The 24,170-nt window shown below is 69.5% G+C and carries 21 protein-coding genes and 1 tRNA gene; 10 read left to right on the top strand and 12 right to left on the bottom strand.

Annotated elements, in window-relative coordinates; translation table 11 throughout:
* Window positions 1-5: 5 nt before the first annotated feature.
* The 6 genes from ABH926_RS24160 to ABH926_RS24135 all read right to left on the bottom strand — a co-directional run bounded on the left by ABH926_RS24160 (window position 6) and on the right by ABH926_RS24135 (window position 6,197).
* Window positions 6-1,865 (bottom strand): VirB4 family type IV secretion system protein, encoded by a 1,860-nt coding sequence (locus ABH926_RS24160; protein WP_370368003.1) that lies wholly within the window; start codon window positions 1,863-1,865, stop codon window positions 6-8.
* A gap of 23 nt (window positions 1,866-1,888) precedes the next feature.
* The gene (locus tag ABH926_RS24155) at window positions 1,889-2,773 is read right to left on the bottom strand and encodes a PrgI family protein (RefSeq protein ID WP_370368002.1); all 885 of its coding nucleotides are present in this window, start codon (window positions 2,771-2,773) and stop codon (window positions 1,889-1,891) included.
* Window positions 2,774-2,779: 6 nt separating this feature from the next.
* Window positions 2,780-4,279, bottom strand: a complete 1,500-nt coding sequence (locus tag ABH926_RS24150; protein ID WP_370368001.1) for a hypothetical protein — start codon at window positions 4,277-4,279, stop codon at window positions 2,780-2,782.
* A gap of 256 nt (window positions 4,280-4,535) precedes the next feature.
* A complete protein-coding gene (locus ABH926_RS24145) occupies window positions 4,536-4,769 on the bottom strand; it encodes a hypothetical protein (protein ID WP_370368000.1) in 234 nt (77 codons plus the stop codon).
* 71 nt (window positions 4,770-4,840) lie between these two features.
* Window positions 4,841-5,191 carry a pilin gene (locus tag ABH926_RS24140; RefSeq protein WP_370367999.1) on the bottom strand — a complete coding sequence of 117 codons (351 nt, stop codon included), beginning with the start codon at window positions 5,189-5,191 and terminating at the stop codon, window positions 4,841-4,843.
* 202 nt (window positions 5,192-5,393) lie between these two features.
* Complete coding sequence (locus ABH926_RS24135; protein WP_370367998.1) at window positions 5,394-6,197, bottom strand: hypothetical protein; 804 nt, start codon at window positions 6,195-6,197, stop codon at window positions 5,394-5,396.
* 490 nt (window positions 6,198-6,687) lie between these two features.
* Between ABH926_RS24135 and ABH926_RS24130 the strand changes: the two genes are divergently transcribed.
* The 4 genes from ABH926_RS24130 (at window position 6,688) to ABH926_RS24115 (ending at window position 9,806) form a co-directional block, all read left to right on the top strand.
* Complete coding sequence (locus ABH926_RS24130; RefSeq protein WP_370367997.1) at window positions 6,688-7,677, top strand: TRM11 family methyltransferase; 990 nt, start codon at window positions 6,688-6,690, stop codon at window positions 7,675-7,677.
* The gene (locus ABH926_RS24125) at window positions 7,674-7,871 is read left to right on the top strand and encodes a hypothetical protein (protein WP_370367996.1); all 198 of its coding nucleotides are present in this window, start codon (window positions 7,674-7,676) and stop codon (window positions 7,869-7,871) included. Before ABH926_RS24130 ends, ABH926_RS24125 begins: the two co-directional genes overlap by 4 nt.
* A complete protein-coding gene (locus tag ABH926_RS24120; RefSeq protein WP_370367995.1) occupies window positions 7,868-8,110 on the top strand; it encodes a helix-turn-helix domain-containing protein in 243 nt (80 codons plus the stop codon). Before ABH926_RS24125 ends, ABH926_RS24120 begins: the two co-directional genes overlap by 4 nt.
* Window positions 8,111-8,270: 160 nt before the next feature.
* Window positions 8,271-9,806, top strand: coding sequence for a tyrosine-type recombinase/integrase (locus tag ABH926_RS24115; RefSeq protein ID WP_370367994.1), 1,536 nt, complete (start codon window positions 8,271-8,273; stop codon window positions 9,804-9,806).
* Window positions 9,807-9,904: 98 nt separating this feature from the next.
* On the opposite strand, the gene ABH926_RS24110 is transcribed toward ABH926_RS24115, so the two are convergent.
* From ABH926_RS24110 to ABH926_RS24100, 3 genes are all read right to left on the bottom strand, one after another.
* Window positions 9,905-11,248 carry a hypothetical protein gene (locus ABH926_RS24110; RefSeq protein ID WP_370367993.1) on the bottom strand — a complete coding sequence of 448 codons (1,344 nt, stop codon included), beginning with the start codon at window positions 11,246-11,248 and terminating at the stop codon, window positions 9,905-9,907.
* Window positions 11,249-11,483: 235 nt separating this feature from the next.
* Window positions 11,484-12,215 (bottom strand): hypothetical protein, encoded by a 732-nt coding sequence (locus tag ABH926_RS24105; protein ID WP_370367992.1) that lies wholly within the window; start codon window positions 12,213-12,215, stop codon window positions 11,484-11,486.
* A 459-nt stretch (window positions 12,216-12,674) separates the two neighbouring features.
* Window positions 12,675-12,747, bottom strand: a tRNA-Arg gene (locus tag ABH926_RS24100).
* A gap of 265 nt (window positions 12,748-13,012) precedes the next feature.
* Between ABH926_RS24100 and glnII the strand changes: the two genes are divergently transcribed.
* On the top strand, window positions 13,013-14,035 hold the full coding sequence (gene glnII, locus ABH926_RS24095) for a glutamine synthetase (RefSeq protein WP_370367991.1): 1,023 nt from the start codon (window positions 13,013-13,015) through the stop codon (window positions 14,033-14,035).
* Window positions 14,036-14,264: 229 nt separating this feature from the next.
* Window positions 14,265-16,388, top strand: coding sequence for a PIG-L family deacetylase (locus ABH926_RS24090; protein WP_370367990.1), 2,124 nt, complete (start codon window positions 14,265-14,267; stop codon window positions 16,386-16,388).
* Window positions 16,389-16,407: 19 nt separating this feature from the next.
* Here ABH926_RS24090 and ABH926_RS24085 read toward each other — a convergent pair whose 3' ends face one another.
* Window positions 16,408-16,821 (bottom strand): VOC family protein, encoded by a 414-nt coding sequence (locus ABH926_RS24085; RefSeq protein WP_370367988.1) that lies wholly within the window; start codon window positions 16,819-16,821, stop codon window positions 16,408-16,410.
* Window positions 16,822-16,878: 57 nt separating this feature from the next.
* Here ABH926_RS24085 and ABH926_RS24080 point away from each other — a divergent pair, with 57 nt between their 5' ends.
* Window positions 16,879-17,343 (top strand): MarR family winged helix-turn-helix transcriptional regulator, encoded by a 465-nt coding sequence (locus tag ABH926_RS24080; protein ID WP_370367987.1) that lies wholly within the window; start codon window positions 16,879-16,881, stop codon window positions 17,341-17,343.
* Between the two features lie 48 nt (window positions 17,344-17,391).
* Window positions 17,392-18,939 (top strand): peptidoglycan-binding protein, encoded by a 1,548-nt coding sequence (locus ABH926_RS24075; protein WP_370367986.1) that lies wholly within the window; start codon window positions 17,392-17,394, stop codon window positions 18,937-18,939.
* Between the two features lie 196 nt (window positions 18,940-19,135).
* Here ABH926_RS24075 and ABH926_RS24070 read toward each other — a convergent pair whose 3' ends face one another.
* Complete coding sequence (locus ABH926_RS24070) at window positions 19,136-19,375, bottom strand: hypothetical protein (RefSeq protein WP_370367985.1); 240 nt, start codon at window positions 19,373-19,375, stop codon at window positions 19,136-19,138.
* Between the two features lie 218 nt (window positions 19,376-19,593).
* On the opposite strand from ABH926_RS24070, the gene ABH926_RS24065 reads away from it, so the two are divergent.
* Together ABH926_RS24065 and ABH926_RS24060 are read left to right on the top strand one after the other, a co-directional pair.
* Entirely contained in the window at window positions 19,594-21,255 is a 1,662-nt protein-coding gene (locus tag ABH926_RS24065) for a hypothetical protein (protein WP_370367983.1), read from the top strand.
* A 121-nt stretch (window positions 21,256-21,376) separates the two neighbouring features.
* Window positions 21,377-22,228 carry an SAM-dependent methyltransferase gene (locus ABH926_RS24060; RefSeq protein ID WP_370367982.1) on the top strand — a complete coding sequence of 284 codons (852 nt, stop codon included), beginning with the start codon at window positions 21,377-21,379 and terminating at the stop codon, window positions 22,226-22,228.
* Here the strand turns inward: ABH926_RS24060 and ABH926_RS24055 are convergent.
* The gene (locus tag ABH926_RS24055) at window positions 22,195-24,099 is read right to left on the bottom strand and encodes a ThiF family adenylyltransferase (RefSeq protein ID WP_370367980.1); all 1,905 of its coding nucleotides are present in this window, start codon (window positions 24,097-24,099) and stop codon (window positions 22,195-22,197) included. The two genes, ABH926_RS24060 and ABH926_RS24055, sit on opposite strands and share 34 nt — an antisense overlap.
* Window positions 24,100-24,170: the final 71 nt, after the last annotated feature.

Below are 24,170 nucleotides of genomic sequence, written 5' to 3'. Positions count from 1 at the left end.
CGGAGTCACAGGGCCTCCCCTTCAGGATCAGAGTCGGTATTGATGTCAGCTGCGTGATCCAGGTCCGGGGCGTCCTCGAAGGCGGCGTTGAGCCGGGCCAGGATGGCTGGGTTGGTTTCTGCTAGGAGTCCCTCCTGCTCTGAGGCGATGGCGTGGAATGCAGCTCGGCCGGCGCTGTCGATCAGCCCACTGCCTTGCACGGCGGAGAGTAGGTAGGCCCGCTCGCCTGCGGAGAGTCGGAAGGCGGATGCGACCTGGTCGATGGCCTGCGGAGCCTGCCGGAGCAGGATCTGGGTGGCGGCGTTGGCGATGACGGCCTGTCCGAGGTCGGTGCCGAGCAGGTCTGCAGCGTCCTGGGTGATGACGGCGAGCCCGGCCCAGTGCTTGCGCGCGGCTTTGGCCATGCGGAACAGGAATCGGGCGCCGGCTGGCTCGCGCATGAGCAGCCAGGCCTCGTCGACCACGCACAACCGCCGTCGCCGCTGCGGGGACGTGACCTGACGCCAGATCGCGTCCAACACCAGCAGCGTCCCGATCGCCTTGAGCTCCTCGGGCAGGTGCTTGAGCGCGAAGACCACCAGGTGGCCGTCGACCGTCGTGGAAGTCGGGCCATCGAAGAGGCCTGCGAACGAGCCAGTGGTGTGCGGGGCGAGCCGCTCGGCCAGGGATGCGGCCTGCTCGGAGCCGGATGCTGCGAGAAGCTTGGTGACGTCGGCCAGAGTGGGGGCGGGTCGGGTGTGGGTGCGGACGTCCTCGGTGACGCCGGCTTGCTCGTAGGCGGTGAGGATCGCGGTGTCCAAGACCGCGCGCTCGGCCGCGGTCAGCTCGGTGCCGAGCAGGACCGCGACGACGGTATGGGCGAATAGAGCCCGCCGCTTTACCGCATCCGGCGACGACGCGCCGGTGGTTGGCAGGTCGAACGGGTTGATCCGGACGCCCGGAGCACCGAGCTCGATCACAGTGCCGCCGACGGCCTCGGCGAGCCGCACGTACTCCTGCTCCGGGTCGACTACGAGCACCTGAACGCCCTGGTAGAGGGATCGCAAGATGTCGAGTTTGGTGAGGTAGGACTTCCCGGCGCCGGAGCGGGCCAGGACGACGGAGTTGTGGTTGTCCAAGGCCCAGCGGTCGAAGCACACCAGCCCGGCGCCAGCGCCATTCACCCCGAGAAGTACCGGCGTCGTTGAACCTGCGACCTGCGTGAGCTGATCGGAGGTGAACGGGAAACACGCGGCCAGCGCGTCGGTATCGAACGTGCGTCGGATCTTCAGCACGTCCAGGCCCAGCGGCAGCGTGGTAGTCCAGCCCTGCACAGTACGAAAGGTCGCGGGAACCAGGCGCAGCAGCATCCCGTCGGCCACCGATTTTACGGCCGCGACCGTCTCTGCGAGTTCGGCCTCCGTGTGGGCATAGACGGTGAGGTAGATGCCCACGTCGAATAGCCGCCCCTCCCCGCAGGCCACGCGATAGGCCAGCTCGCGGGCGTCTGCGGCTGCGGACTCGGTGACCGGGTCGTCCAGGCGCCCGCGCTCGGCGGATTGACGGCGTCCAGATTCGATGCGAGCGCGCTGCTTACGCAGACGGTCGGCGGCGACCGGCGCGGGGACTGGCTCGATGTGGATCGCTGCGTCGATCCGTGCGGGGTGGGAAAGCAACGGCTCCAGCCAGCCGTTACCGACCTCGGACGGGTAGCCGGCGACGAGGAACGTCGCGGCGTGCGTTGACTCGCCGATCGCCAGGGTCTTCGAGCCGACCGTCAGACTCGACGGGCCCAGGCCGAGTGCGTCACGGCGGCGGGAACGAGGCTTGGCTCTGATAGGTAACAGCGAGGCGATGGATGCCGCAGTGGTGCTCAGGCTGGGCATTTCAGGCTCCGATCAGGTTGCGGTCAGCGGTGGGAGTCTGGGTCGAGGGCAGCGTTCAGGACGGCATGGGCGGCGTGCAGGTCCATCGGGGTGACGTCGATCTCTGCAGCGGATAGAGCCGATGCGGCGTCGGCGATCCGCCGGACCGCGCGAGGTGTTTGGGCGGGATCTGGCTCGCTGGCGGTGATCAGTAGGCTGCGGTGCAGGACCGTGCCGGAATCGTTGACGTGTGCGAGGAAGTCAGCGTGGTCTAGAGCTGCGGCCTCAAGCAGCGGGTGCGGTAAGTCGGGCGCCCCCGCGCGCAGGGCGTTGATCTGGTCGTTCAGGTCGGCGCAGGTGGTACGCGAGGTGATCTGAACCGGGCCGGTCAGCGAGTTCAGCCACCGGGCGAACCCGCCGACAAGCAGTTCCTGCTCGGCCGGGGTGCGTAGCGCGAAGTTCACCGTCGAGCACGCGGCCAACACTGCGGCCCCGTCTGCGCCGAGGTTCACCGCGCCGTCGTCGCCGATGCGCTGAACGGGCAGGTCGAGCGGTGCAACGGGCGGGGGGCTCTGTCCCCGCAACGCCTCGTTCAGGAACGCCGGAGGCGCGCAGATGCCTGTAGGGGCCATTACCCGGCGGCGCGGCCTCAGTGCCTGCCGGAACGCTGCGGCCAGCAGCCGGTCAAGATTAACGCCGTCGCGTTCGGCAGTTACGGCGATCCCCAGTAGCAGTAGCAGCAGCCCGGCCGGGGTGGCGAACAGCAGCGGTGGCACGAACGATTGCACCGCGAGCCAGGTGAGCCACAGGCCGGCTGCGGCGCCGCCGAGAATGATCGCCTGCCGGGCGGTCGCGCCAAACAGGATCTTGTCCGGGGCGCTGAGATTCTGGGGGATGCGGACGGTGTAGCCGTGACGGTCTTCCGACATGGTCGATCAACTCCGTTCATCGGGCGGGGCAGGCGCGGGACTGCGACGGGCACGCCGGGGTCGGTGATCGGACGGGGCGATGAACTTCGGCGCCAGTGGCAGCGGGTTCGGCTTCGGAGCCCGCTTGCGCGGCGCTGGATTCGGAAATAGGGGTTCGTGCTTGAGCCCTGAGCCCGGACGCGGTGCCACCGATGGAGCCTCAGGTCGGCGGGGCGCAGCAGGTCCGGTCTTTGCGACCGGCGGAAACAGCCCATACTGCTTGCCGCGCTCGGCCGGGGCGGCGGTGAACGCCTGATGTTGCCGGTCGCGGCGGACGGTCTGGCCGACCGGAAGCGCCAGCGGGCGACGTGCCGGTCCCAGCGGCGATGGCGGAGGCGGGCCGTGTGGCCGTGGCGGGCGTGGGCCGTCGGCAGCGGTCCCGCCTGCGCTCGGCGGGGGTTGCTCGCCCCCGACCGTCGCGGTTGCGGTGACCGTCTCCGGGCGAGGCTGCCAACCGCCGAGCCCGCCGCCACCAGGGCGTGGGCCGCGGTGGGGAAGTAGACCTGTACCTGGGGGCCCTGGGCGTTGGCGGTTGTACCAGACCCCTGAAGCGCGGGTCGGGGTCCGCGACGGCCGCATGCGCCCCCGGACGTGCTGAAGGCCCCTCACCATGAGCGCGGACTTGATTGCGTAGCCGGCCCAGGTCCCGCCGAGCGCCCGGCGGCCAAGGACGAGTCTGGTGGTCCAGATCGGGATCTTGATCAGGACGAACAGCAGCACCAGGCACAGCAGCAGGTCGACCAGGCCGCCGCCGGAAGGCAGTCCGAGGATGGTGTCGGCGTTCGGGTCGAAGAACACCTGCACGCAAATGATGAGGACGAGGGCTTGGCCGACTTGGGTGGCCAGACAGCCGATGATGGCCCGCCACCATAGCCGCGCTAGAGGATCGGTCTGCGGCAGCGCGTGACACGCCAGTGCGAGCGGCGCCCCGGCGGTGAGAGCGAGTAGCACGGCGGCTCGGACCAGGCAGGTGACCAACAGCACGATGCCCAGCACCGCGACCGCACCGCCAAGTAGCACCAGGAACAGCTGTGTGACACCCGACGGCAGGAAGATCTTGTCGACGATCATCGAGGTAAGCCGCGAGCCGATCCCCTCTGCCGACAGTTTCCCCTTCACCAATGCGGCGGACAGGGCGTTGCCGAGGGATACAGTCTGGGAGATTGCCCAGAGTGAGGCGTTGGAAGCGATCGCCCCCATTACGAGGCGCGGGGCGATGTCCTTGACCGAATACCGGGTCTGAACTGTCTCGTGCCCCATCACGATGACCGCGCCTGCCAGGACGAAGAGTACGTACAGCGTGTTGGCGCAGATCAGGACGCCGGTCCAGATCTGCGCGATCCGTCCGTCCGAGACATCCGGGGACGACAGCAGCGTGGAGCCGATCAGCCGCAGCACCGGTTCGAGGGCTGACTTGACCAGGTTTCCGAACCAGGTGTCAATCGCTTTCTCGATCTGACCCGGCACGTCCCACCACGACGGGTCTGAACCTCCATTCGGCGCCAAACCTGGTCCCATAACCGGTGGAGGCGCCATCGTCCCGCCACCAACCAGCGGACCGTAGATCCCAGGATTCAACGAGGGCGGAGCTGGCGACGGTGCCGGGGCAGGGCCTGGCCCCGTCGGGTCAGCGCAGGCCGCGCCCGCGGTGAGCAGCACGATGGCGGCGGTCGTGCCAGCCAACAGCACCCCCCGGCCAGCGCGGAAGATGGCCCGACGCACGTCATCGCCAAGTCGTCGCGGACCCGGCGACATAGCGGCTCAGCCAGTCCATGTCTGTCGGATCGATCGTGCCCGTCACCTGCTCGGGACCGGGAACGACGATCACGTTTTGGGTGGCGGCTGGCGGCGAGGCTGGCCTTTTGCCGTCGGTGGTCAAGGCGAACGGCACGGTGGCCAACAAGCCCACCGTGCCGGCGGCGGCAACGGCGGCGAGGCGGCGGCCGGATGTAGACATGACGGACTCCTTCAAGATCGTGATGTTCGGCGGGAGGAGACTGTGAAAGTGTTGGGCGGCGTCGCGGCCGGTCAGCCAGCGCCGACGATGTGCTGCAGGATGCTGACCAGGGCGGGGGCGAGGATCGCCAGGCCGTACCCGATAGCTGCGGACCGCAGGGCGCTCTTGGCTTTTTCGACCTCGCCGGGATCACCGCCGGCGATCAGGTACTTCACGCCGCCGATGGTCAGGAAGGTCGTGGCCAGTGCGGCGAGCAGGCCGACGAGCCAGGTGCGGACATTGCCGATGACCTGGTCCAAGCTAGCCGCCGCGAGCACGGCGTGCCCCGTGTCGGCGTGGGCGTGGGATACGGCGAGCACCGTGTAGGTCGCGGAGGCCGCCAGCAGCAGAACAGCGCGGGCACGGTGGGCGGGGTGGTGCATTGTGGTGTCCCTTTCAGGTCGGCGTTGTTGGTGCCTCAAAGACAAAGGCGGCCGGTCCACGCTCAGCCGGGGTCAAAGAATTCGCCGACGGATCCAGCGGAGTCCGCTGAGTGGCGCGCACGGTTGGCGGTGCTTCATAACCAGAGGCGGGCCTTCATCCTGTGCCGGGGTCAAGAACGCCGACGCCGACCACTCGGGTGGTTCAGGCCCGAGTGCGGCAGGCCGCTAGGGCGGTCGTCGACGGGACGCGGCGTCCGGCGATCCAGGCGACCAGGCGGGCCTCGGCGCGTTGGCGGCGGATCTTCACAGCGTTCTTGCTGGCGCCGAGCATCTCGGCGGCCTCGGCCAGCTGCACGCCCTCCAGCCGCGTCATGCCGATCAGGTCTGCGTCGGCTGCGCTGATCACGCCTTCGCGTTCGGCGCGGGCCAGCACCAGGTCCTCGTGCCCGAACGGCATCCGCGGCGGCGCGGAACAGAAACGTTCGGCGTGCCGGGTGTATTCGATCTCGGTCTCGACGGCGTGGATTGCGGCCCGCCGTGCTGCCCAGGCCAGCTTGGGCCAGATCCCGCCGACGGCGGTGTCGATGACCTTCAAGCGCTCCAGGAACGCTGCCAGGATCTCGGCGTGAAGGTCCTCCGGCGCGCCATCGAAGCCGCGGCCGTAGGTACTTGCGAGCTTCATCAGCTCGGGCATCGCCATCGCTACCGCGACCACAGTCCATGCGCCGGGAGACTGGTGGGAGCGGCGGATGAGCTCTGCCCAAACCGCGTCCCGCACCGGGAATGGCGTAGACGATGCGAGCAGGACCGTTCGCAGTTGCGCGACGGTCACCCGGTCGCGTCCGGCGGGCGCGGACTCGCCGAGGTGCGCTGCCTCGAACATCAGAGGCGCGTGACCGGACGCCAGAGAGAGGAACGCGGTCTCCACCGCGTGCAGCGGCGACGCGCACAAAGAGGACGTGTTGGAAGCGAGGCCGATCGCGGTGTCAGCGTCGGTGATGGTCATGGAGGCTCCCGAAGGCAGCGGGTGGATGTGTTGCTTTCGGGGTCGCGGGCTTGCTGACGGCGACCTGACAGGCTTCTGACCAGGCGGTGATCGACACCTGAAGCCCGTCGCTGACGAATCAGGCATCAGATGCCCTCGTGCATGATCGGCCGGGGTTCGAAACGGGCTGGCGGCTCGCAAACTCTGGTCGCTGCTTAGGGCTGTGAGCAGCAATTTCAGGACGGTCTTCAGGAGCCTGAGCCCGGGTGCGGGGATGTGGGGTGGGCCGGCCTGGGGCGCGAGTCGGCAGCAGGGTCCGGGCTGCTGGGCGAGGTGGTGGTGTGGTCGTTCGCGGCCTGGCGTTGGCACAGACCGGCGAAACGGCCGGTCGGGGTCAAAGAAGGTCGCCGCGACTTTCTTCGACCCCGGCTGTGCGTAAGGCCGCCGCCTTTGTCAACAGATGCGGCAACCGCACCGAGGAAGCCGCTGGTTTGACGAAGGAGAGCTCCACGTGAATGCCACCCAACCAGCTCTTCCCGGCATCGACGGGATCCCGCCGCTGTCGGTGTGGGTCACCGCCCAAGACGGGCCGCGTGCGCAGCGGCGCGGTCGGTACCTACCGGAGTCTGACGCCCATCCGGCGAAGATGTTCCCGGCGATCGCCGCGCACGCCATCAAGGCCTACACCATGCCTGGCGACCTGGTCATCGACCCGATGTGCGGCATCGGCACCACCCTGGTCGAAGCCGCGCATCTCGACCGCCTGGCGGTCGGCGTGGAGTACGAGAAGCGCTGGGCCGACCTCGCGGCACGCAACATCGAGCATGCCGTCGATCGCGGCGCTCCCGGCTACGCCACTGTCGTGCACGGCGACGCCCGCGACATCGAGCACCTCGTCGGCCGCGATGTCTCCGGTAAGGCCTCGCTCGTGCTGACTTCGCCGCCGTACGGCTCTGCCACCCACGGGCACGTCCGATCCACTCGTGATTCCGGGCGCAGTGGCCTGGAGAAGCGGAACCATGCCTACGGCGAGGACCCTGGCAACCTCGCCAAGCAGAGTGTCCAGGAGCTGATGGACGGGTTCACCGAAATCCTGCGCGGTTGCCGAACGCTACTCAAGCCCGGCGGCTTCCTGGTCATCACTGCCCGGCCGTTCCGGAGGCAGGGCCAGATGGTCGACATTCCGGCCCTGGCTTCCAACGCCGCTCTGGCCGCCGGGTTCGCCCTGCACGAGCGCTGCGTCGCGTTGCTCGCGGCTGCCTGCGACGACGGACTGATGGCACGGGCGTCGTTCTTCCAACTGGTCAACTCCCGCAACGCCTTCGCCGCCGGCAGCCCGACTCATGTCGTCGCTCACGAAGACGTGGTGGTTGCCAGGCTCTCGCCGGGCGCGGCAGTGACCGGAGCAACTGCCGAGGACGAAGGCGGCGACGGGGACGCCGGCTGCGGGTGCGTCCCGCTGAGGCGAGGCATCGAGACCCAGGGGAGGGCAGCCGCGTGAATATCACGACCCCGACCGGCACCACCGGTACCCCGCTCCAGGGCCAGGACCGGGGCGCGCCTGTCGCGCCGACGTCCGGCCAGCCCGACCTGTTCGCGCTGACCACGGCGTGGTTGGAGCTGGACTTCCCCAAACACGACGGCGCCAGGCACGTTCGCCGCGCCGAACCCACCACCGGAGGAGGAACACGGTGACCAAGGACGCTGCCTGGACGTTGGACAACGTCCTAGCCCTGCCGCCTGTGCTGACTCTGGAGACCGCCGCGTCCATCCTGGGCATCGGCCGCACCCTGGCCTACACGATGGCCGCTGATGACCGGCTCCCCGTGCCGGTGTTCCGCGTCGGCACCGCCTACCGTGTGCCCACCGCCCCGCTGCTGCGGTTTCTCGGGATCGATGCCCATCCGCTCGCGCCGCAGACACCGGCCGCGTAACAGAAGCTTCACAACATCTTTATCGGATGGGCTTGACGGTGCCGCTGGAGTCGAGCGTCGATCACCCCTGACCCGCTGATTCCCCGGCGTGGGCGAGCGCTCACACACGCCCGCCACGTCGGAGAACCAGCCCCTACCCACCTCTTCAGGAGGCAGTTTCATGAGCGGGAGCATCTTCAAGCGGTGCGGCTGCACCGTCACCGAAACCGAGGAATCCGGGCATCCCAGACGTCGCCAGATCGGCGCGTCCTGCCCGAAGCTGACCCGACCTGGCGGGTCCTGGAGTCCTATCCACGGCTCCTGGTGGTTCATGATCGACACCCCTGCCGGTGCCTGGATCAAGCGCTCCTTCATCCGCCAGGGCGGCCACGCCACCCGCAAGGACGCCGAGGCCGCCCTGGACAAGGTCCGCGAGTTGCTGGCGATCGGCGACGGCGACGAGGACCCGGCCGTGGCCAAGGCCCTGATCGCGAACCTGATTCGGGAGCGCATCAAGGCCAAGGCGCCGTTGCCGGACGCAGACGAGATCCGACGGCGAACCTCTGTCGGCGCCCCGCTGAAGGTCACCATCACTGTCGAGCAGTGGCTGAACGAGTGGCTGGCGGCAAAGAAGAACGACCTGCGCCCCACAACCCACCTTCTGTACTCGCAGCAGGTCCGCAACTACCTGATCCCGCACCTCGGTGCCCACCGTCTCGACAAGCTGCGCGCCGTCCACGTCCGTCTTGCCTTCGAGCAGATTGCCGCCGACGCCCGCGCCATCGAGGCCGCCAACATCGAGCGCCATGCCCTGGTCTCCGAGGCCAAACGGGCCTGGCACGCCGAAGATAGGGCCGCAGCGGCCGACGCCCGCGCCAAGCTCGCGACAAAGCCGCCGTTTCGGCGGCCGGTGAACGCCGCTAGCATCCAACGCATCCGCGCCGTGCTGCGCTCAGCGCTTACCGACGCCGTCAACCAGCAGATCGTCACCCTGAACGTCGCCAAACTGGTGAAACTCCCGTCCGGGCGCAGTCCCAAGCCACGGGTGTGGACCGATGCCCGTGTCGAGGCCTGGCGTGCAACCGGGAATGTCCCGTGTTCGGTGATGGTGTGGACCGCTCCGCAGACTGTCGCGTTCCTGCACCGCGCCGCCAAGCACCGGTTGTTCGCGCTGTACCTGCTCATCGCACACTGCGGACTGCGCCGCGGCGAGGCTGTGGGCCTGCGATGGCAGGACGTCGACCTGGACGGGGCGAGCATTGAGATCCGGCAGCAGATCGTTCAGGTTGGCTGGGACACGACGGAGGGCGACCCGAAGACTGACGCCGGCGAGCGCACCGTCATGATCGCCGCCCCGGTCGTTAAGGCCCTCAAAACCCACCGGCTGGACCAGGAAGCCCAAGCCCGGTTCAAGGGTCCGCACTGGACCGACACGGGGCTGGTGTTCACCGACTTCGATGGCACCGCCCTGCATCCTGCCCACGTCACCGACCAATTCCAGCTCCTCGCCCGGGAGGCCGGGCTGCCGCCGATCCGCCTTCACGATCTCCGGCACGGCACCGCAACACACGCGCTGTCCGCCGGGGTAGCGATGAAGGTCGTCTCGGAGATGCTCGGCCACTCCACCGTCGGCGTCACAGCCGACTTGTACACCTCTGTAGTAGATGAGCTGAAGAAGAGTGCTGCCGACGCCATCGCCGACCAGTTCGCCGGATAGCTAGGACTGACCACTTAGCCCGCGCTCTTCGGCGGTTTCAGCGGAGCGCGGGCTGTGTTTTCTGGTGGTGTCAGCTGGAGTGGGTAGGTGTGGTCTCGTTACATTGGCGGAGTAGGACCAGCGGGCATGCTGCGGGGACCGGCAAACGGTCCGCGTAGGACAGGTGGGGTAAGTGGTTCGAGGTTGAGAGCAGCGACGGTTTCGGCGAAGGTGCCGCTGATCACTGTTTCAGCGTGGCAGGCGCGACACGGACCGGTCGCTGCGCATCGTGTGGCGCCGTCTTCGAGGTTGCGCGCGTGGGTGAAGGCGTCGTTCGGGTAGTCCGCGCGCACGAGGTACCAGCGTCCGTCCCGTTCCTCGGGCGGCAGTCCGGCGGCGATCTCAGGGCGCCTCGGCATGGACAACTGCCCGCCGTCGGCGCGCAGCGAGAATAGCCGGTCGAGGTGGTCAAACTCATCCGGTACGGGTCGGTTGTTCTCCAGCCATTCGATGGCCTGGGTTCGGGTGCCGGGTCCCCACAGTAGGTCGACGGGGTAGGCAGTCGTCTCGTAGAGAGAGTCGAACCTCGGCAAGTCCGGGTCGCTGCGCGGTCCGGCGGTGACGGCCAGTGCGATTGCGTACTGATAGTCCTCGTCCAGGTCGGTGGCGTGCTGGACGTTTTCGGCGGCCATGGAGATGAAGTCACCGCTACGCCAGGCGAACGCTGTTACGTCGCGATGGACCGGGGTCGGGTACAGGTGGCCGCCGGGCGTACGCTTCCCCCATAGCTGGTTGATGATCTCGGCGAGGTCGGAGAGCGTCGAGAGCGCCTGGACCGGGGTGTCCAGGTTGTAGCCGCCAGGGTGGGCGACTTCGTTGCGCAGCTTGGTCAGGACACCCTCGATCCGGCGGTTGCGCTGCCCGAGCAGTAGGCCCAATTGGCGAGCCCAGCCGCGCAGCGAGGAGAGCATCCCGTCGAAGCGCATTGAGCCCGCAGTGACCCGCAGTTCCCACAGCGCGGGGACTGGCCGGCTGGCCTTCTTGGCTGCGGCGATCAGCCCGGCGTTCGCCTTCCCCTTCTTTTGCGCAAGGCGGTAGACATCCTCGTAGGTGGAGACGGGGAAGGCTTGGTTAACTCCGGCGGGGTCGACGAACACGACTGTGCCTTGGTGATGTTCGAGGAAGCGGTCGCGCAGTGCCTGCTCGGTAGTTAGTAGCGCGAGGTCGGCGACCGCGGTGAAGATCTCGTAGTTCAGGATGCCGTAGGGCAAGATGCCGCGCAGCCGGTCGAACGAACGCTGCGTACCCTCGGCCACCTGTGGCGCCAGGTCGAACGTGGCCAGGACCTTCTGCAGGTAATCCGCGTTGTCCTCCGGCCGCATCTGTGGCCCGAGCCCCCAGGGGGTGAAGCGCAGCGCTCGCTGGTCGGGCTCGCGCATTTGATCCCAGGACTCGAACTCCACGGCCCTCTCCCCGCTGCAGTGTCAGCCTGTCAACAATAGGGTGAGCCTGGCCGCGCCCGAAGCGAATTTGTTTCGCGCTCCAGGGGGAGGTGTGCGGGATCGGTTGGGTGAGACCGGACCGATTCTCCTGCGGCCGAAGAGTAGACGCGACCGCGTTATTCGCTAACCGGTCGCCGCAACGACAACGTGCTAAGCCGTCGGTCGCTTTCTTTGTACTGCTGTGCCGGACGGCGGATCACCCGATGCTCCAGGCATCCCACGATGTTCGCCACTCCCGTGGTCTGATCGGCACGATCTCGCCGCCGGTCGCAGCGGCTTCCATGACACGCTCCATGGCCTCGCCGGCATCGCGGTCGTGTTCATCGGCATGCTGGTCGTAGATCTCATCGCAGACGAAAATGACCATGCTCTTGCAAACGTGAGTCTTCGTGCCATGGCCGCTGCGTTTTCGCACTGCCGACCGGACCTGCGCACGCAGGGCGGACTGCTGATCACCGGGCACCGCGTGGATCTCTGCATACCCGTGTTCGAGGACAAGATCTGCGACGACCTGGACCACAAGTTTGAGCCGGTCGTCCGGCGTAGGGGCGGGAAACAGGTTGTCCATCAGGGACAGGCAGCGTTTGCACGTCGGGGCGAACACCTCGTGCTGGTCGAACTCGTGTAGCAGGCTACCTTCTCCGCTTGCCATGCTGACCCACTGTCGACCGCACAGTGTCTTCTCCGACCAGCGCGGCTCTACCAGGGCCGCCTTATCGTAGTTATGTTTCAGAGCTGACGTACCGCCGCCCGATTCCTCGAAGTAGTAGTCCGGGACGGCGCCTTGTCCCGGCTCAGCTGTAGCGGACTCCGCCGTGAGGTGAACTGCTGTTCCTCCGCCGGTCTCCGTGAGCAGGAGAGTCTTGCCGCACACGTCGATCGCGTTAACCCCGTGCCGGTCCACACCCATAAAGTCCAGTATGGCCACGGCCTCGCGAGACTGCCCTGAAACCGAGCGACAAGAACCCGGACTGGTGAAGCCATCGCCACCGCGGAGAATCTGTCGTCGCGATCCTCTGTCCAAGGCCGTTCGTGGTCAGGCGTTATGCAGCCCCTGGGCTCTCACGCTGGTCCCGGCTACCACCATCGGTAACGCGCGGCATCCGATGGAACCGCGCGGTAGAGGCAGGTCGCAGAGCCGTTCATCACACTACGGACGGCGCGACAGCAGCCGGAGCGGTAGCGACCAGGTGCGTCTCGGAGGCATTGCGCAGCACTCTCGTGGGCGCACACAAGGCTCCAGAGCCCAGGTCCTCTCGACACATGCTCACATCACGCTCACACATGCCCCGGCTTTTGATGATCGAAGTCAGAAGTCGGTTCGATATGCCGAGCCCGGGAAACACAAAACCCCAGGTCATCGACCTGGGGTTGGTGCTCTAGCGAGTGCGCACGAAGGGATTCGAACCCCTAACCTTCTGATCCGTAGTCAGATGCTCTATCCGTTGAGCTACGCGCGCTTGCGACGTTGTCGATAGTACACGCCCAATGGCCTTCCTCGAAAATCGGTATCTGCGGGGGTGGCTTGTGCAGGTCAGAGGGGGTGTCGGGGGTCACGGTGGGTTGTCGGGGGGTGATCGTGGGTCAGTTGATGTGGCGTTAACGCCGGCGAAACGGTGGGGACTCGGGGTGTGGTCATGGTGGGGGTGCTCGGTGGTGGGGGTTGCCGGGTCGTGCGGGGTGTCCTGGGTGTTCGGTTGATTGGTTCGTCTGGTGAGGTGCGGGATGGTCTTCAAGGCTGAGTACATCTGGATTGACGGTGCTGTGCCTACGGCGGGGCTGCGGTCGAAGACGCGGATTCTGGTTGACGGGGCTGTGCCGGGGGTGTGGGGGTTCGACGGGTCTTCGACGGGCCAGGCTGAGGGGCGTTCTTCGGACCGGGTGCTGCGGCCGGTTTTCACGTGTGCCGATCCTGTGCGGGGTGGGGAGTCGTTGCTCGTGCTGTGTGAGGTGGAGGACATCGACTTCTCGCCTCATGCTTCCAACACGCGGGCGGAGGCTCGGGAGGTTGCCGAGCGGTTCGCTGAGCAGGAGGCGTGGTTCGGGATCGAGCAGGAGTACACGCTGTTCCGGGGTGGTCGGCCTTTGGGTTTCCCGGAGGGTGGGGGTTTTCCGGCGCCGCAGGGGCCGTACTACTGCGGGGTCGGGGGTGACGCTGTCTTCGGGCGGGAGTTGGTGGAGCGGCATCTGGACTACTGCCTGGCTGCCGGGTTGACGATTTCGGGGATCAATGCCGAGGTCATGCCGGGGCAGTGGGAGTTCCAGGTGGGGCCGGCCGGGCCGGTGGAGGTGGCCGACCACATGTGGGTCGCGCGCTATCTGCTGCTGCGGGTCGCCGAGGAGTTCGGGGTCGCCGTTTCGTTCGATGCCAAGCCTCAGAAGGGGGACTGGAACGGCGCCGGGGCGCACACCAACTTCTCCACCAAGGCCATGCGGGAGTCGTACGATCCGATCATCACCGCGTGTGAGGCGCTGGGTGAGGGGGACAAGCCGGCGGAGCACGTGCGCGCGTACGGGTCCGGGATCGAGGAGCGGCTCACCGGGCAGCACGAGACCGCGCCGTGGAGCGAGTACAGCTACGGCGTCTCCGACCGCGGTGCCTCGGTGCGCATCCCGTGGCAGGTCGAGGTGGACAAGAAGGGCTACATCGAGGACCGGCGGCCGAACGCCAACGTCGACCCGTACGTCGTGACCCGCCTCATCGTGGACACCTGCTGCAGTGCGCTGGAGAAGGCCGGCCAGGTCTGACATCCGCGGCAGCGGAACAGGTCTGACGCCCACGCAAGTGGAACAGGCCTGACACCTGCAGAAAGAGTCTTGAGTACGCCCCCGATCCGGACCGGATCGGGGGCGCCGCTGTGTGTCCGTTCGATTCCAGACCGTATCGAGTGACTCCGAAGGCAACCCGCGGGCCTCCTCCCGCGTCCCGAATATGGTTTGCGGGGAATCCAGCCACACAGGAGTCAAGGTGCCTTACTTGTCTCGTCGCGAGCTTGGGCTGCTCGGGATGGGAGCACTGGCGTTCGGCGCGCTCGGTGCCGATACCGCCGTCACCAACGCCGAGGCCGACATGGTCAGCCGTCCGGCCCGGCTCGTCAGCCGGGTCGCGTTCATGCAGGTCGTCGCCCATCCGGATGACGACCTCTACTTCATGAACCCGGACATCGCCGACTCGGTGCGCACCGGCGGCGAGGTGACCACGGTCGTGCTCACGGCCGCCGAGGCCGGGGGCGGTGCGTCCTTCGCCGCCGCGCGGCAGCACGGGCTGCGCTCGGCCTATGCGCGCATGGCTGGGGCGGATGACGACGCGCCCTGGCGGCGTAGCGTGCTGGTCACCCGCGGGGGTGAGGCCGAGCTCTGCGAGCTGGAGGCCGACCCGCGGGTGCGGCTGGTCTTCCTCGACATCTCGATGGGCAGCTACACCGGCTCCACCCCCGGTGACGAGAACCACACGCCGCTGGCCGCGCTCTACCGCGGCACCCTCACGACCCGGCCGGTGCTCCAGCCGAGCGAGAGTGCGATAACCGGCGGGGTCTACACCCGCGACCAGCTCGTCGGCACGCTCGCCGACCTGATGGACCGGTTCCAGCCCACCGTCGTGCGGACCATGGACCCCGATCCCGAGCGGCGCGGTACCGGTCCGAAGGAGCGGGCCTGGCTCACCGACTCCGGCGTCCACACCGACAACGAGGACCACACCGCGACCGCCTGGTTCACCTATGCGGCCTATGCCGACCACCGGGCCCGGCGGGGTCCCTCGGCCGTGCGGTTGGACGCGTACGTCGGCTACGGGAACGCGCGCTGGCGTCACAACCTCGGCGGGTCCAGCGCCCGCGAGAAGCTGCGCCTGCTGGGCGTCTACGGCTGGGCCGACCGGCGCAAGTGCGGCGACCCGGTCGGCTGCGGCGACCGCACCGTCGGCGGCGACGCGGCCCGGCCGGGTTGGTCGCAGAGTACGAACCTGCGCCACGTCGGGACGACCGACTGGCTGCGGGCCGGGCCGGACGGCCGGCTGCGGGCCTTCGCGGCGGTCGGCGGGCAGGCGGTGATGTGGACGGAGACGAAGCCCGGGAGCGGACGATTCGGGTCCGGGGTCGGGATCCAGGGCGGTGCGAGCGGTGCGGGCGGTGGGGCCGGCGCAGGCGGCGCGGCCGGCCAGCGCGACCAGCGCGACCAGAACACCGCCTTCTCCCTGGCCCCTCATCTGGTGGTCGCAGTGGCGCCCGACGGCCGCGCGCAGCTCGTCGGGCTGCGCGCCACCAGCGACCCCGATCGGGGGACCTGGACCCAGGAGGTGGTCGTCGCCGGCGAGCGGCCCGACGGCGGCTTCACCCCGTGGACGGGCCTGGGCACCCCGATCGGCGCGACGACCAAGGACCGCGGCGACGTCGGCTGCCCGGCCGCGGTGGTCGACGGGCGCGGCGTGCTCCACGTCTTCGTCCGCAACGCCGACATGTCGGTGTCCTGGCGCCGCCGCGACCTGAACACGCCGGGCGCGCGCTGGACCGACTGGCAGGACATAGGCGGCCACCGGGTCCGGGACGGCCTGACCGCCGCGGTCACCCCGGAGGGTGACGTCGAGCTCCACGCCGTCGGCCACGTGCTGTGGAGCTGGCGCATCGGGTCCTCCGGCGGGCCGCAGGTCACCCATACGGCCCTGCCCCCGATGGGGGACCCGCCCACGGTCCACACCCTGCGCGGCGGTGCCGCGCTGCTGGCGGCCCGCGCCGCCGACACCGGCGTCCTGAGCGTCATGACCCGCTCGGCCGGCGGCGCCTGGCGGCCGCCGGGCGGAACGCTCGGCGGCCAGGGCGGGTTCGGGGTCGTGGCGATCCAGCCGCACGCCGGCGGGGTCTTCCTGGCCCAGCGCGGCCGCCGCGGACTGGTCGAGGTGGTCTGGCAGCCGAAGCTCGGCGCCCCCGGCGGCGTCCGCCGCTGGCACAGCGGGCCCGGGCCGATCCTGCGGCCCTCGCTGGCCGTCGACGCGCAGGGCCTGGTCGTGGCCGCTGCGGTCGGACCGGAGGGTGCGCTGTACACGGCGCGGATCGACGCTCGGGGCGTGCCGCGGGCCTTGCAGTGGCAGACCGCGGCGCTGGCTTAGCGGATCAGCCCTCGGCGGATCAGCCCTCGTACGACTGGAGCTCGATCAGGTTCCCCTCCGGGTCCCGCAGGTGCGCGGTCCGCAGCGTCCGGCCCCAGTCCGGCCGGTCCGTCGGCGCCACCACCAGGGTCGCGCCGTGCCGGACGCACAGCTCGGCCCCGGCGTCGACGTCGTCGACCCGGCACACGAACATCGTGTGGTCCTGCGCCGGCGCCGCGGCCGCGGGCAGGTCCGCGGTGCCGGCGACGGCGGCCATCGTCGCGCGGTCGAACAGGATCAGGACCGCCTGGTCCTCGACGTCCCAGTTGGCGTAGGGGCCGGCCGGGGAGCCCTTGATCAGCTTCGCGCCGAGCATCTCGGGCAGGACGGCCTGGTAGAAGTCGAACATCTCCGCGAAACGGGCCACCAGCAGGCGGGAGTGCAGCGCGTCCATCGTGCCTCCAAACTAGTGGGTGTTCACCCATGATGGGTCGGCGCCTATAGTCATACCATGGATGACCTGCGGGCGCTGCCGCCCTCGCTGACCGGCCTGACCACCTACCTGCTCTCGCGGACCGGCAAGATCGCGCGGAGCCGGCTGGCCGGGCGGTTCGGCGAGCGCGGACTGCGGCTGTGGCACCACGCGGTGCTGGCGGCGCTCGCCGACTTCGGGCCGCACGTGCAGCGCGACCTCGCGCTGCGGCTGGCGATCGACCCCAGCGACCTGGCCAAGATCGTCGACGAGCTGGCCGGCGCGGGGGCCGTCGAGCGCGCCCGGGACGCCGCGGACCGCCGGCGGGTCGGCGTCACGCTCACCGAGGACGGCCGTGCGCTGCTCGCCGAGTTGGCCGCGCAGGCTCAAGAAGTCCAGGATGAGGTCCTGGGTCCGCTCGCCGCCGACGAGCGGGAACAGCTGAACGCGCTGCTCGGGAAGGTGTTCGCGCATCTGGAGAAAGAGGTCGCCGACAGCGAGTAAGGGTTCTTTACCGCGGTCTTACGCCGTGAACAGTCACACTGCGAACCCATGACCCCGCTGGACTTCCTCCGACGCCATCGTCTCGCCATACCCATCGCCGCGGTCGTGCTCGGCACCGGTGTCGCCGTCGCACAGTTCGCCGACGCGGCGCCCGCGAAGCCCGCGACGCAGCCCGGCCTCACCGGCTCCTGGATCTCCTTCGCCGGCGGCAAGCTGAGCTACGGCCACGACGCCCAGGGCAACCGGATCCCCGACTACTCCTCCGCCGGCTACGAAGGCGGCGGCGTCGCCATCCCGAGCGTGGCGACGAAGGACTCGGTCAAGCCCACCGGCGGCGACGACACCAAGAGCATCCAGGCGGCCATCGACAAGGTGTCCGCGCTTCCGCTGAACGCCCAGGGCTTCCGCGGCGCTGTGCAACTGGCCGCCGGCACGTTCCGGCTGGCCGGCTCGCTGCACATCACGGCAAGCGGTGTGGTGCTGCGCGGCGCGTCGACGAACGCCGCGGCCACCACCCTGGTCGCCATCGGCGCGACCGCGCGCACCCTCGTCACCATCGGCTCGACCGCGGCCTACGCGGTCGTCGGGGCCCAGGCCAAGGTCACCGACACCTACGTCCCGGTCGGCGGCACCTCGCTCACGCTGGACGACGCCTCCGGCCTGAAGGCCGGCGACCAGGTCGTCGTGGAACGGCCGACCACGCAGGCCTGGATCGACGCGCTCGGCATGCAGAGCGACTGGAAGCCGAACTGGAGCCTGCGCTCGGAGCGCACGATCACCGCGGTCTCCGGCAACCGGATCACCATCGACGCCCCGCTGACCACCGCGTTGGAGAAGCAGTACACGCAGGCGCTCGTGTACAGGTACACGTTCCCGCGCATCGACCACGTCGGCCTGGAGAACCTGACCGCCGACGGCCAGGCGATGACGACCGACCCGAAGTACGCCACCGACTTCTACGACTCGCAGTTCGCGATGGTCGACGCGGTGCAGGACTCGTGGGTCGACAACGTCTTCGGCTGGCACTTCGGGCAGAACGGCGCCGCCGGCCTCACCGCCGCCAGCCGCCGGGTCTCCGTGCTGCACACCGGTTCGCTGGACATGGTGACGACCGGCACCTCGGCCCGCTCCAACGGCTACACCCTGTCGGGCCAGGAGAACCTGATCCAGGACTGCGAGGTGACCGCTTCGAAGGTGCACGCCTTCGAGACCGAGCAGCGGCAGTCCGGCCCCAACGTGTATTCGGACTGCACGGCCACGCTCATCCCCTCGTCGTACTCGGCGTCCTTCGACTCCGGCGGCCATCAGCGCTGGGGCGGCGGCACGCTGTACGACGACGTCGTCCTGCAGGGCTCGCTGAACATGGAGGACTACGGCAGCGAGGGCTCCGGCCACGGCTGGGGGGACGCCAACAGCACCGCGTGGAACTGCGGGACCACCGGCCTGACGCTCATGGAGCCGCCGACCGCGCACAACTGGGCCGTCGGGTGCACCGGCGCGTTGGCGGCCGGGAGCGACGGGCAGGTCGAGTCGGCCGGGTCGCATGTGCTGCCGACGAGTCTGTACGCCGAGCAGCTGGCTGAGCGGGGGAAATAGGGTCTCGTTCGATATAGGGTTCTGACGGCCGTCGCGCTCCCTGGGCTTGGGGAGCGCGGCGGCTCTGTCACCGTCAGGGCGCCAAAAAGCCCGTCCGGGCCGGCTCGATCACGAAACCGCCCGGACGGGCTGGGATCCCCGAACCGGCGTGCGGACTGCGGACGCACACCGGTATCCCCCCGGAAGGCGCACAGCGCTATAGGCGGATCCCCCCGCATACCGACGCCGGCGCCACCGGCATCCACGGGCCGCGCGGCAGCTGCCGCACCCGCACCAGCTCGATGCCCCGCCCGCCGGGCGAGGACCACGTGCACTGGCCGTAGTATTCGGCGTCTCCGCGGGAGGTGAACCCGTCCTCGACGGAGAGCGACTGCTTCTCCCCGTCGGTCCGGATGAACTCGACCGCCCAGTTCTCCGACTCCTGAGTCGTTCGCACGGCGAGTCCTCCTGAAGTCCGCCTACGGTTACTGCGACTGCTCCCATCATCGCGCTGGGCGATGGGACAATGCGGCAACCGACATTTTCTCCCGGCGAGGCTGGGAGGAAAAGGGTCCGGTCCCGTGGCGGGCGTGGCGGCGCGTCACATTCGAGGTACGGAAAGCGTGACGGGTCCGGACGGTGAGGGCCGCCCGCCGAGGCAGGGATCGCCAGAGGATGAGCAGGAAACCCAGGAGCCTGAAGCAGATCCAGGCCCAGATGGCCGAGCAGCTGCGGGCCGCCGACAAGTCCTGGGCCGACATCGGCCGGGAGTTCCAGAAACGGTTCCACGTCAACGCGCGTGTCGCGCTGCGCCAGGCCCGCGGCTGGACCCAGCCGGAGGCCGCGGAGCGGTGGAACCGGCGTTGGCCGGACGACCCGAAGACCTTCAAGAACTTCTCCTACTGGGAGGCCTGGCCCAGCTCCACCGGCTACGCGCCGTCGCTGGAGGTCCTGGACCGGATGGCGCAGCTGTACGAGTGCAGCGTCGCGGACCTGCTGTCCGATCTGGACGACTACGGCGCCAAGAAGCGGCCGGTGTTCAGCCAGATCCGCGAGCCGGGTCCGGCCGGCGGGCTGCTGCCGCCGCCCCGCCAGGCCCCGCAGCCGTACGCACTTGCGGCTGCGGCGCCGAACCCCGAGGTGCGGTTCGACCCGTACTTCGGCGCGCCCCCGGTCAAGCCGGTGTACGACGACCTCGGCGCGAACCCCGGCGAGCTGTTGTCCTCGATGTCCACCGCCGCTGACATCAGCTCCCTGATGGAGCCGCCGGACGGCGGCAACAGCCTGTCCCGGCGCTCGGCGCTGCTGAATCTCAGCAGCCTGTTCGCGGTCGCCGCGGCCGCGCCGCTGGCCGGCGAGGCGGTGCTGCCGACCCCGGCCGGCCGGGTGGACCCGGCCATGGTGGAGAACACCGGGCTGATCGTCGGCGGCCTGCGCCAGCAGAACGCCGCCCTGGGGCCGTCCGCGACGGTCCAGACCGGGCTCGCGGTCCGCGCGATGATGGAGGCCGTGGTCAAGGACGCCCCTCCCGGGCTCACCGGCCAGGCCTGGGTCGTCTACGGCGACCTGGCGCACCTGCTCGGCTGGATGATGTTCAACATGGGCCAGGACGAGGCGGCCCGGTTCTACTACGACGACGCGCGCAAGGCCGCCTACCAGGCCGACGACTACGAGCTGGCGGCGAACGTCCTGGCCGCGCAGGCGCACCTGAGCATGTCCGCCGGCGACCACCAGACCGCCATCGATCACGCCCAGGCCGCCGAGGAGGCGGCCAAGCGCAGCCCCAGCCGCCGGGCCAAGGCCTACGCCGCCGACATGACCGCCCGGGTCTACGCCTCGGCCGGCCAGGGCGCCCGGAGCCTGGCGGCCCTGGAGCGCGAGCGGCGGCAGATGCAGCGCATCGACTGGGCCGAGCCGGCCGCCGAGCGCTGGGGGTTCTACGGCCCGTCGTTCTACTGGGCCCGGGAGAGCGAGTGCCACCTGCTTCTGGGGCACCCCGTGGAGGCCGCCGACGCCGGGGCCCTGGCGCAGCAGCGGTTCAACCCGGCCTACCTGCACAACAACGCGATGGCGCTGGCCCGGCGGGCTCAGGCCCAGGTGCAGTTCGGCGACGTGCCGGCGGCGTGCGCGGCGCTGGCCGAGGCGGCGCGGATGGCCACCCTCGCCGGGTCGGTGCGACTCACGACCGAGATGAACCGGGCCCGCTCGCAGCTGCGACCGTACGACGGCGAGACCGTCGTGCAGGCGCTTGACGTGCGGTTGGACCGGTACAGCAAGCAGCGCGGCGCCGCCGGCAACGGCACCGGGCCGAGGAATTCTGTGGAAGAGGTCTTATAAAGGCCGCGAAACGGCAGCGGCCGGCCAGGGAAAAGTGCAAGCCTAGATGGTGGGTTGCGGCGATTTGCCGCTCTGCCGGCGCCGCACCGGCCCTCCGACTTCCCCAAGGAGCACGAAGACGATGACCGACCCGACCGGAGCGCCCGCCGGCACCGACGTGGACGCGATCTTCGACGACCTCCCGTCGAACATCGACACCGACGTGTTCAGCGTCGCGCGGCTGTACGACTTCCTGCTCGGCGGCAAGCACAACTTCGCCCCCGACCGGGACTTCGGGCGGCAGCTGCTGGCCATCGAGCCCAACGGCCGCATGATCCTGCAGCAGAACCGCCTCTTCCTGGCCCGGGCCATCAGGGTGATGCTGGACGACGGCGTCCGGCAGTTCCTGGACCTGGGCAGCGGGATCCCGACCCAGAGCTACGTGCACGAACTCGCGCACGCCGTGGACCCGGCCGCGCGGGTCGTCTACATCGACAACGACCCGCCCGCGGTGAGCCACAGCAACTACATCCTGCGCGGGAACGACAACGCCGGCGCGGTGCTGGCCGACATGGTCGACGCCGAGCGGGTGCTGGGCGACCCCACCGTCAAGTCGCTGATCGACTTCGACAAGCCGGTGGGGCTCACGGCCCTGGCCGCCTGGCACTTCGTGGACGACGCCGACGATCCGGCCGGCGTCCTGCAGACCTATCGGCGGATGTTGGCGCCGGGCAGCTACCTGGCGCTGACGCACGCCACGATCGACGGTGCCACCGGCGATCTGGTCCGCAGCGTCCAGAGCCAGTACCAGGCGGTGATGAAGAACCCCTCGCCGCGCACGCGCGAGCAGATCGCCGGGTTCTTCGAGGGCTTCCGCATCGTCGACCCGGGCATCGTGAACCTGCCGGCCTGGCGTCCCGACAAGGCCGAGGACGCCGTCGGCGCGGAGAACGTCTGGTTCTACGGGGCGCTGGGCAAGCTGACGGCTGCCTGAGCAGCGTCGCCCGACACATCCCGGTCCGGCGCGATCAGCTTCTCCAGATCGACGTAGAACCGGCCGGACGCACAGGGACCGCCGAGCAGGATCCGCCGGGCGGCCTCGGTGACCAGCGCGCCCCCGAGCGCCACCCCGGAGGCGAGCTGCGGCCAGCTGCTCAGCGTGCGGCCGATCTTCGGGATGCTCGCGGCCAGCGCCGGGGAGATCCGGTCGGCGTCCACCATGGCCAGGATCAGCTCCACGCGCTCGTCGAAGGTCAGGTTCAGGCAGTCGTCGGGGCCGAGCCGCCCCAGCCGGCCGTGCAACAGCGGCCGGTGCGGCTCGCGGTCGAAGCGCTCGACGTCCAGCAGGCCGCGGTCGTTGGCGTCCATCACCACCGGCACGCCCAGGTCCCGGGCGGCCTCGCGGGCGGCGAGCTTCACCCACGGGGTGTCGCATTCCTCGACGAGCAGGTCGATCGGACCATGGCCGCCCAGGAAGAACTCCTTCACCGTGTCCTCGGTCAGGCCGGCGGGGAAGATCTCGATGTCCAGATACGGGTCGATCTCGAACATCTGCCGGGCCGCGATCACGGCCTTGTTCACCCCGATCTGGTGCAGGCCGGCGCGCAGCCGGTTGAGGTTGGACACGCTCAGGGTGTCGAAGTCGGCCAGTTTGAAGGCCCCCGCGACGCCTTCCTGGGCCAGGGTCAGGGCGGCGCTGTTGCCGACCGACAGGCCGATGACGCCGATCCGCTTGTCCAGCAGCCGGCGCTGCTCGGGCCGGTCGATCTTGCCGCGGTTGCGGTCGGTGCGGACCAGCCGGAACTCCTCGCGCGGCAGGACGTGCACCAGGCGGCCGGACCACGGGTACCAGGCCCAGGTGCCGTATTCCCAGGGCCGGGCGCCGGCCAGCTGGTCCCGGCGGGCCGCGGCCAGCGCGTCGGGGTCCGGGACGTGCCCGGGGTCCCGGGCCCGGATCAGCTCCTCCAACTGGTCCTCGATGGTGTCGGCGACCTCGCGGACCGCGCCGGTATCCAGCAGCGAGCCCATCGCCACCCGGTCGTCGTGCCGGGCCGGCTCGAACAGGACCGGCTTCCAGCGGTGCGGGTCCGCCGGGCCGATCGCGGTGAGGCGGCGCGGCGGGGCGTCGCGCCAGACCGGTCCGCGGCGCGGGACGGTGAATGAGGGTCCTTGTCCGGTGCGGGCCGGCTCGGCGGGGCAGCCCTGGTCCATCAGGTCGTAGCGGAACAGCAGCCGGTAGTCGTCGACCAGGGCGGTGTGCTCGCCGGCGCCCTCGGCGGACCGGTGCAGCAGGATGACGACGTCCTCGGTGTACTGCTCGGCGTAGCGCCGGGTGCCGGGGACCGGGTGGAAGCCGAAGCGGGCGTGGAAGCGGTCCTGGCCTTCGGCGGTGCCGGAGGTGCCGATCATCGCCGCGGCGCCGAGTTCGTGCGCGGCGGCCACGGCCAGCGCGTTCAGGTGCAGGCCCAGGCCCAGCTTGCGGGCCCGGTGCTCGACGACCAGCCGGCTGTGTTCGAACACTGTCCCGGGGGCCAGGCCCTCGGTGCGCAGGACTTCGTCATAGCGGTCGCCCCCCAGGAATTCCCTGGACTGGTAAAGGGAAGCGCTCGCGGGTGTCAGGAGCCGGACATACCCCAGCGGGGGGCCGTGCACGCCGTCGTGGCCGCGCCGGGCCGCGAAGTGCCAGGCGCCGTGGTCCTGCGGCTGGGCGTCGGGGTGGTCGCCGGCATGGCTGCCGAAGGCCGGCCGCCGGCCCTGGTCGAACAGGATGCGGGCGCGCAGATGCCGTACCTCCTGAAGGGCCTCGGGGGCCGCGCCCGGATCGGCGGGGGCGCGGAAGGCGGTGAAGATCCATGGGGAGTCCATGGTGAGCACCATGGGATGGCGAACCTGGCGGAAACAAGCCGGTTATGCACCTTACGGGTGAATTGGCCGCG

The organism is Catenulispora sp. GP43 (genome assembly GCF_041260665.1).
Lineage (GTDB): Bacteria > Actinomycetota > Actinomycetes > Streptomycetales > Catenulisporaceae > Catenulispora.
The sequence above is the reverse complement of the archived record's forward strand: the minus strand, read 5'-3'. Positions and strand labels throughout refer to the sequence as shown.

Bases quoted from the DNA above. Each gene is read 5' to 3' on its own strand.
- ABH926_RS24135 (WP_370367998.1), bottom strand. From the start codon at position 6,197: ATGACCATCACCGACGCTGACACCGCGATCGGCCTCGCTTCCAACACG.
- ABH926_RS24140 (WP_370367999.1), bottom strand. From the start codon at position 5,191: ATGCACCACCCCGCCCACCGTGCCCGCGCTGTTCTGCTGCTGGCGGCC.
- glnII (WP_370367991.1), top strand. From the start codon at position 13,013: ATGGTCTTCAAGGCTGAGTACATCTGGATTGACGGTGCTGTGCCTACG.
- ABH926_RS24060 (WP_370367982.1), top strand. From the start codon at position 21,377: ATGACCGACCCGACCGGAGCGCCCGCCGGCACCGACGTGGACGCGATC.
- ABH926_RS24055 (WP_370367980.1), bottom strand. From the start codon at position 24,099: ATGGACTCCCCATGGATCTTCACCGCCTTCCGCGCCCCCGCCGATCCG.
- ABH926_RS24155 (WP_370368002.1), bottom strand. From the start codon at position 2,773: ATGTCGGAAGACCGTCACGGCTACACCGTCCGCATCCCCCAGAATCTC.
- ABH926_RS24145 (WP_370368000.1), bottom strand. From the start codon at position 4,769: ATGTCTACATCCGGCCGCCGCCTCGCCGCCGTTGCCGCCGCCGGCACG.
- ABH926_RS24085 (WP_370367988.1), bottom strand. From the start codon at position 16,821: ATGGACGCGCTGCACTCCCGCCTGCTGGTGGCCCGTTTCGCGGAGATG.
- ABH926_RS24160 (WP_370368003.1), bottom strand. From the start codon at position 1,865: ATGCCCAGCCTGAGCACCACTGCGGCATCCATCGCCTCGCTGTTACCT.
- ABH926_RS24065 (WP_370367983.1), top strand. From the start codon at position 19,594: ATGAGCAGGAAACCCAGGAGCCTGAAGCAGATCCAGGCCCAGATGGCC.
- ABH926_RS24075 (WP_370367986.1), top strand. From the start codon at position 17,392: ATGACCCCGCTGGACTTCCTCCGACGCCATCGTCTCGCCATACCCATC.
- ABH926_RS24115 (WP_370367994.1), top strand. From the start codon at position 8,271: ATGAGCGGGAGCATCTTCAAGCGGTGCGGCTGCACCGTCACCGAAACC.
- ABH926_RS24080 (WP_370367987.1), top strand. From the start codon at position 16,879: ATGGATGACCTGCGGGCGCTGCCGCCCTCGCTGACCGGCCTGACCACC.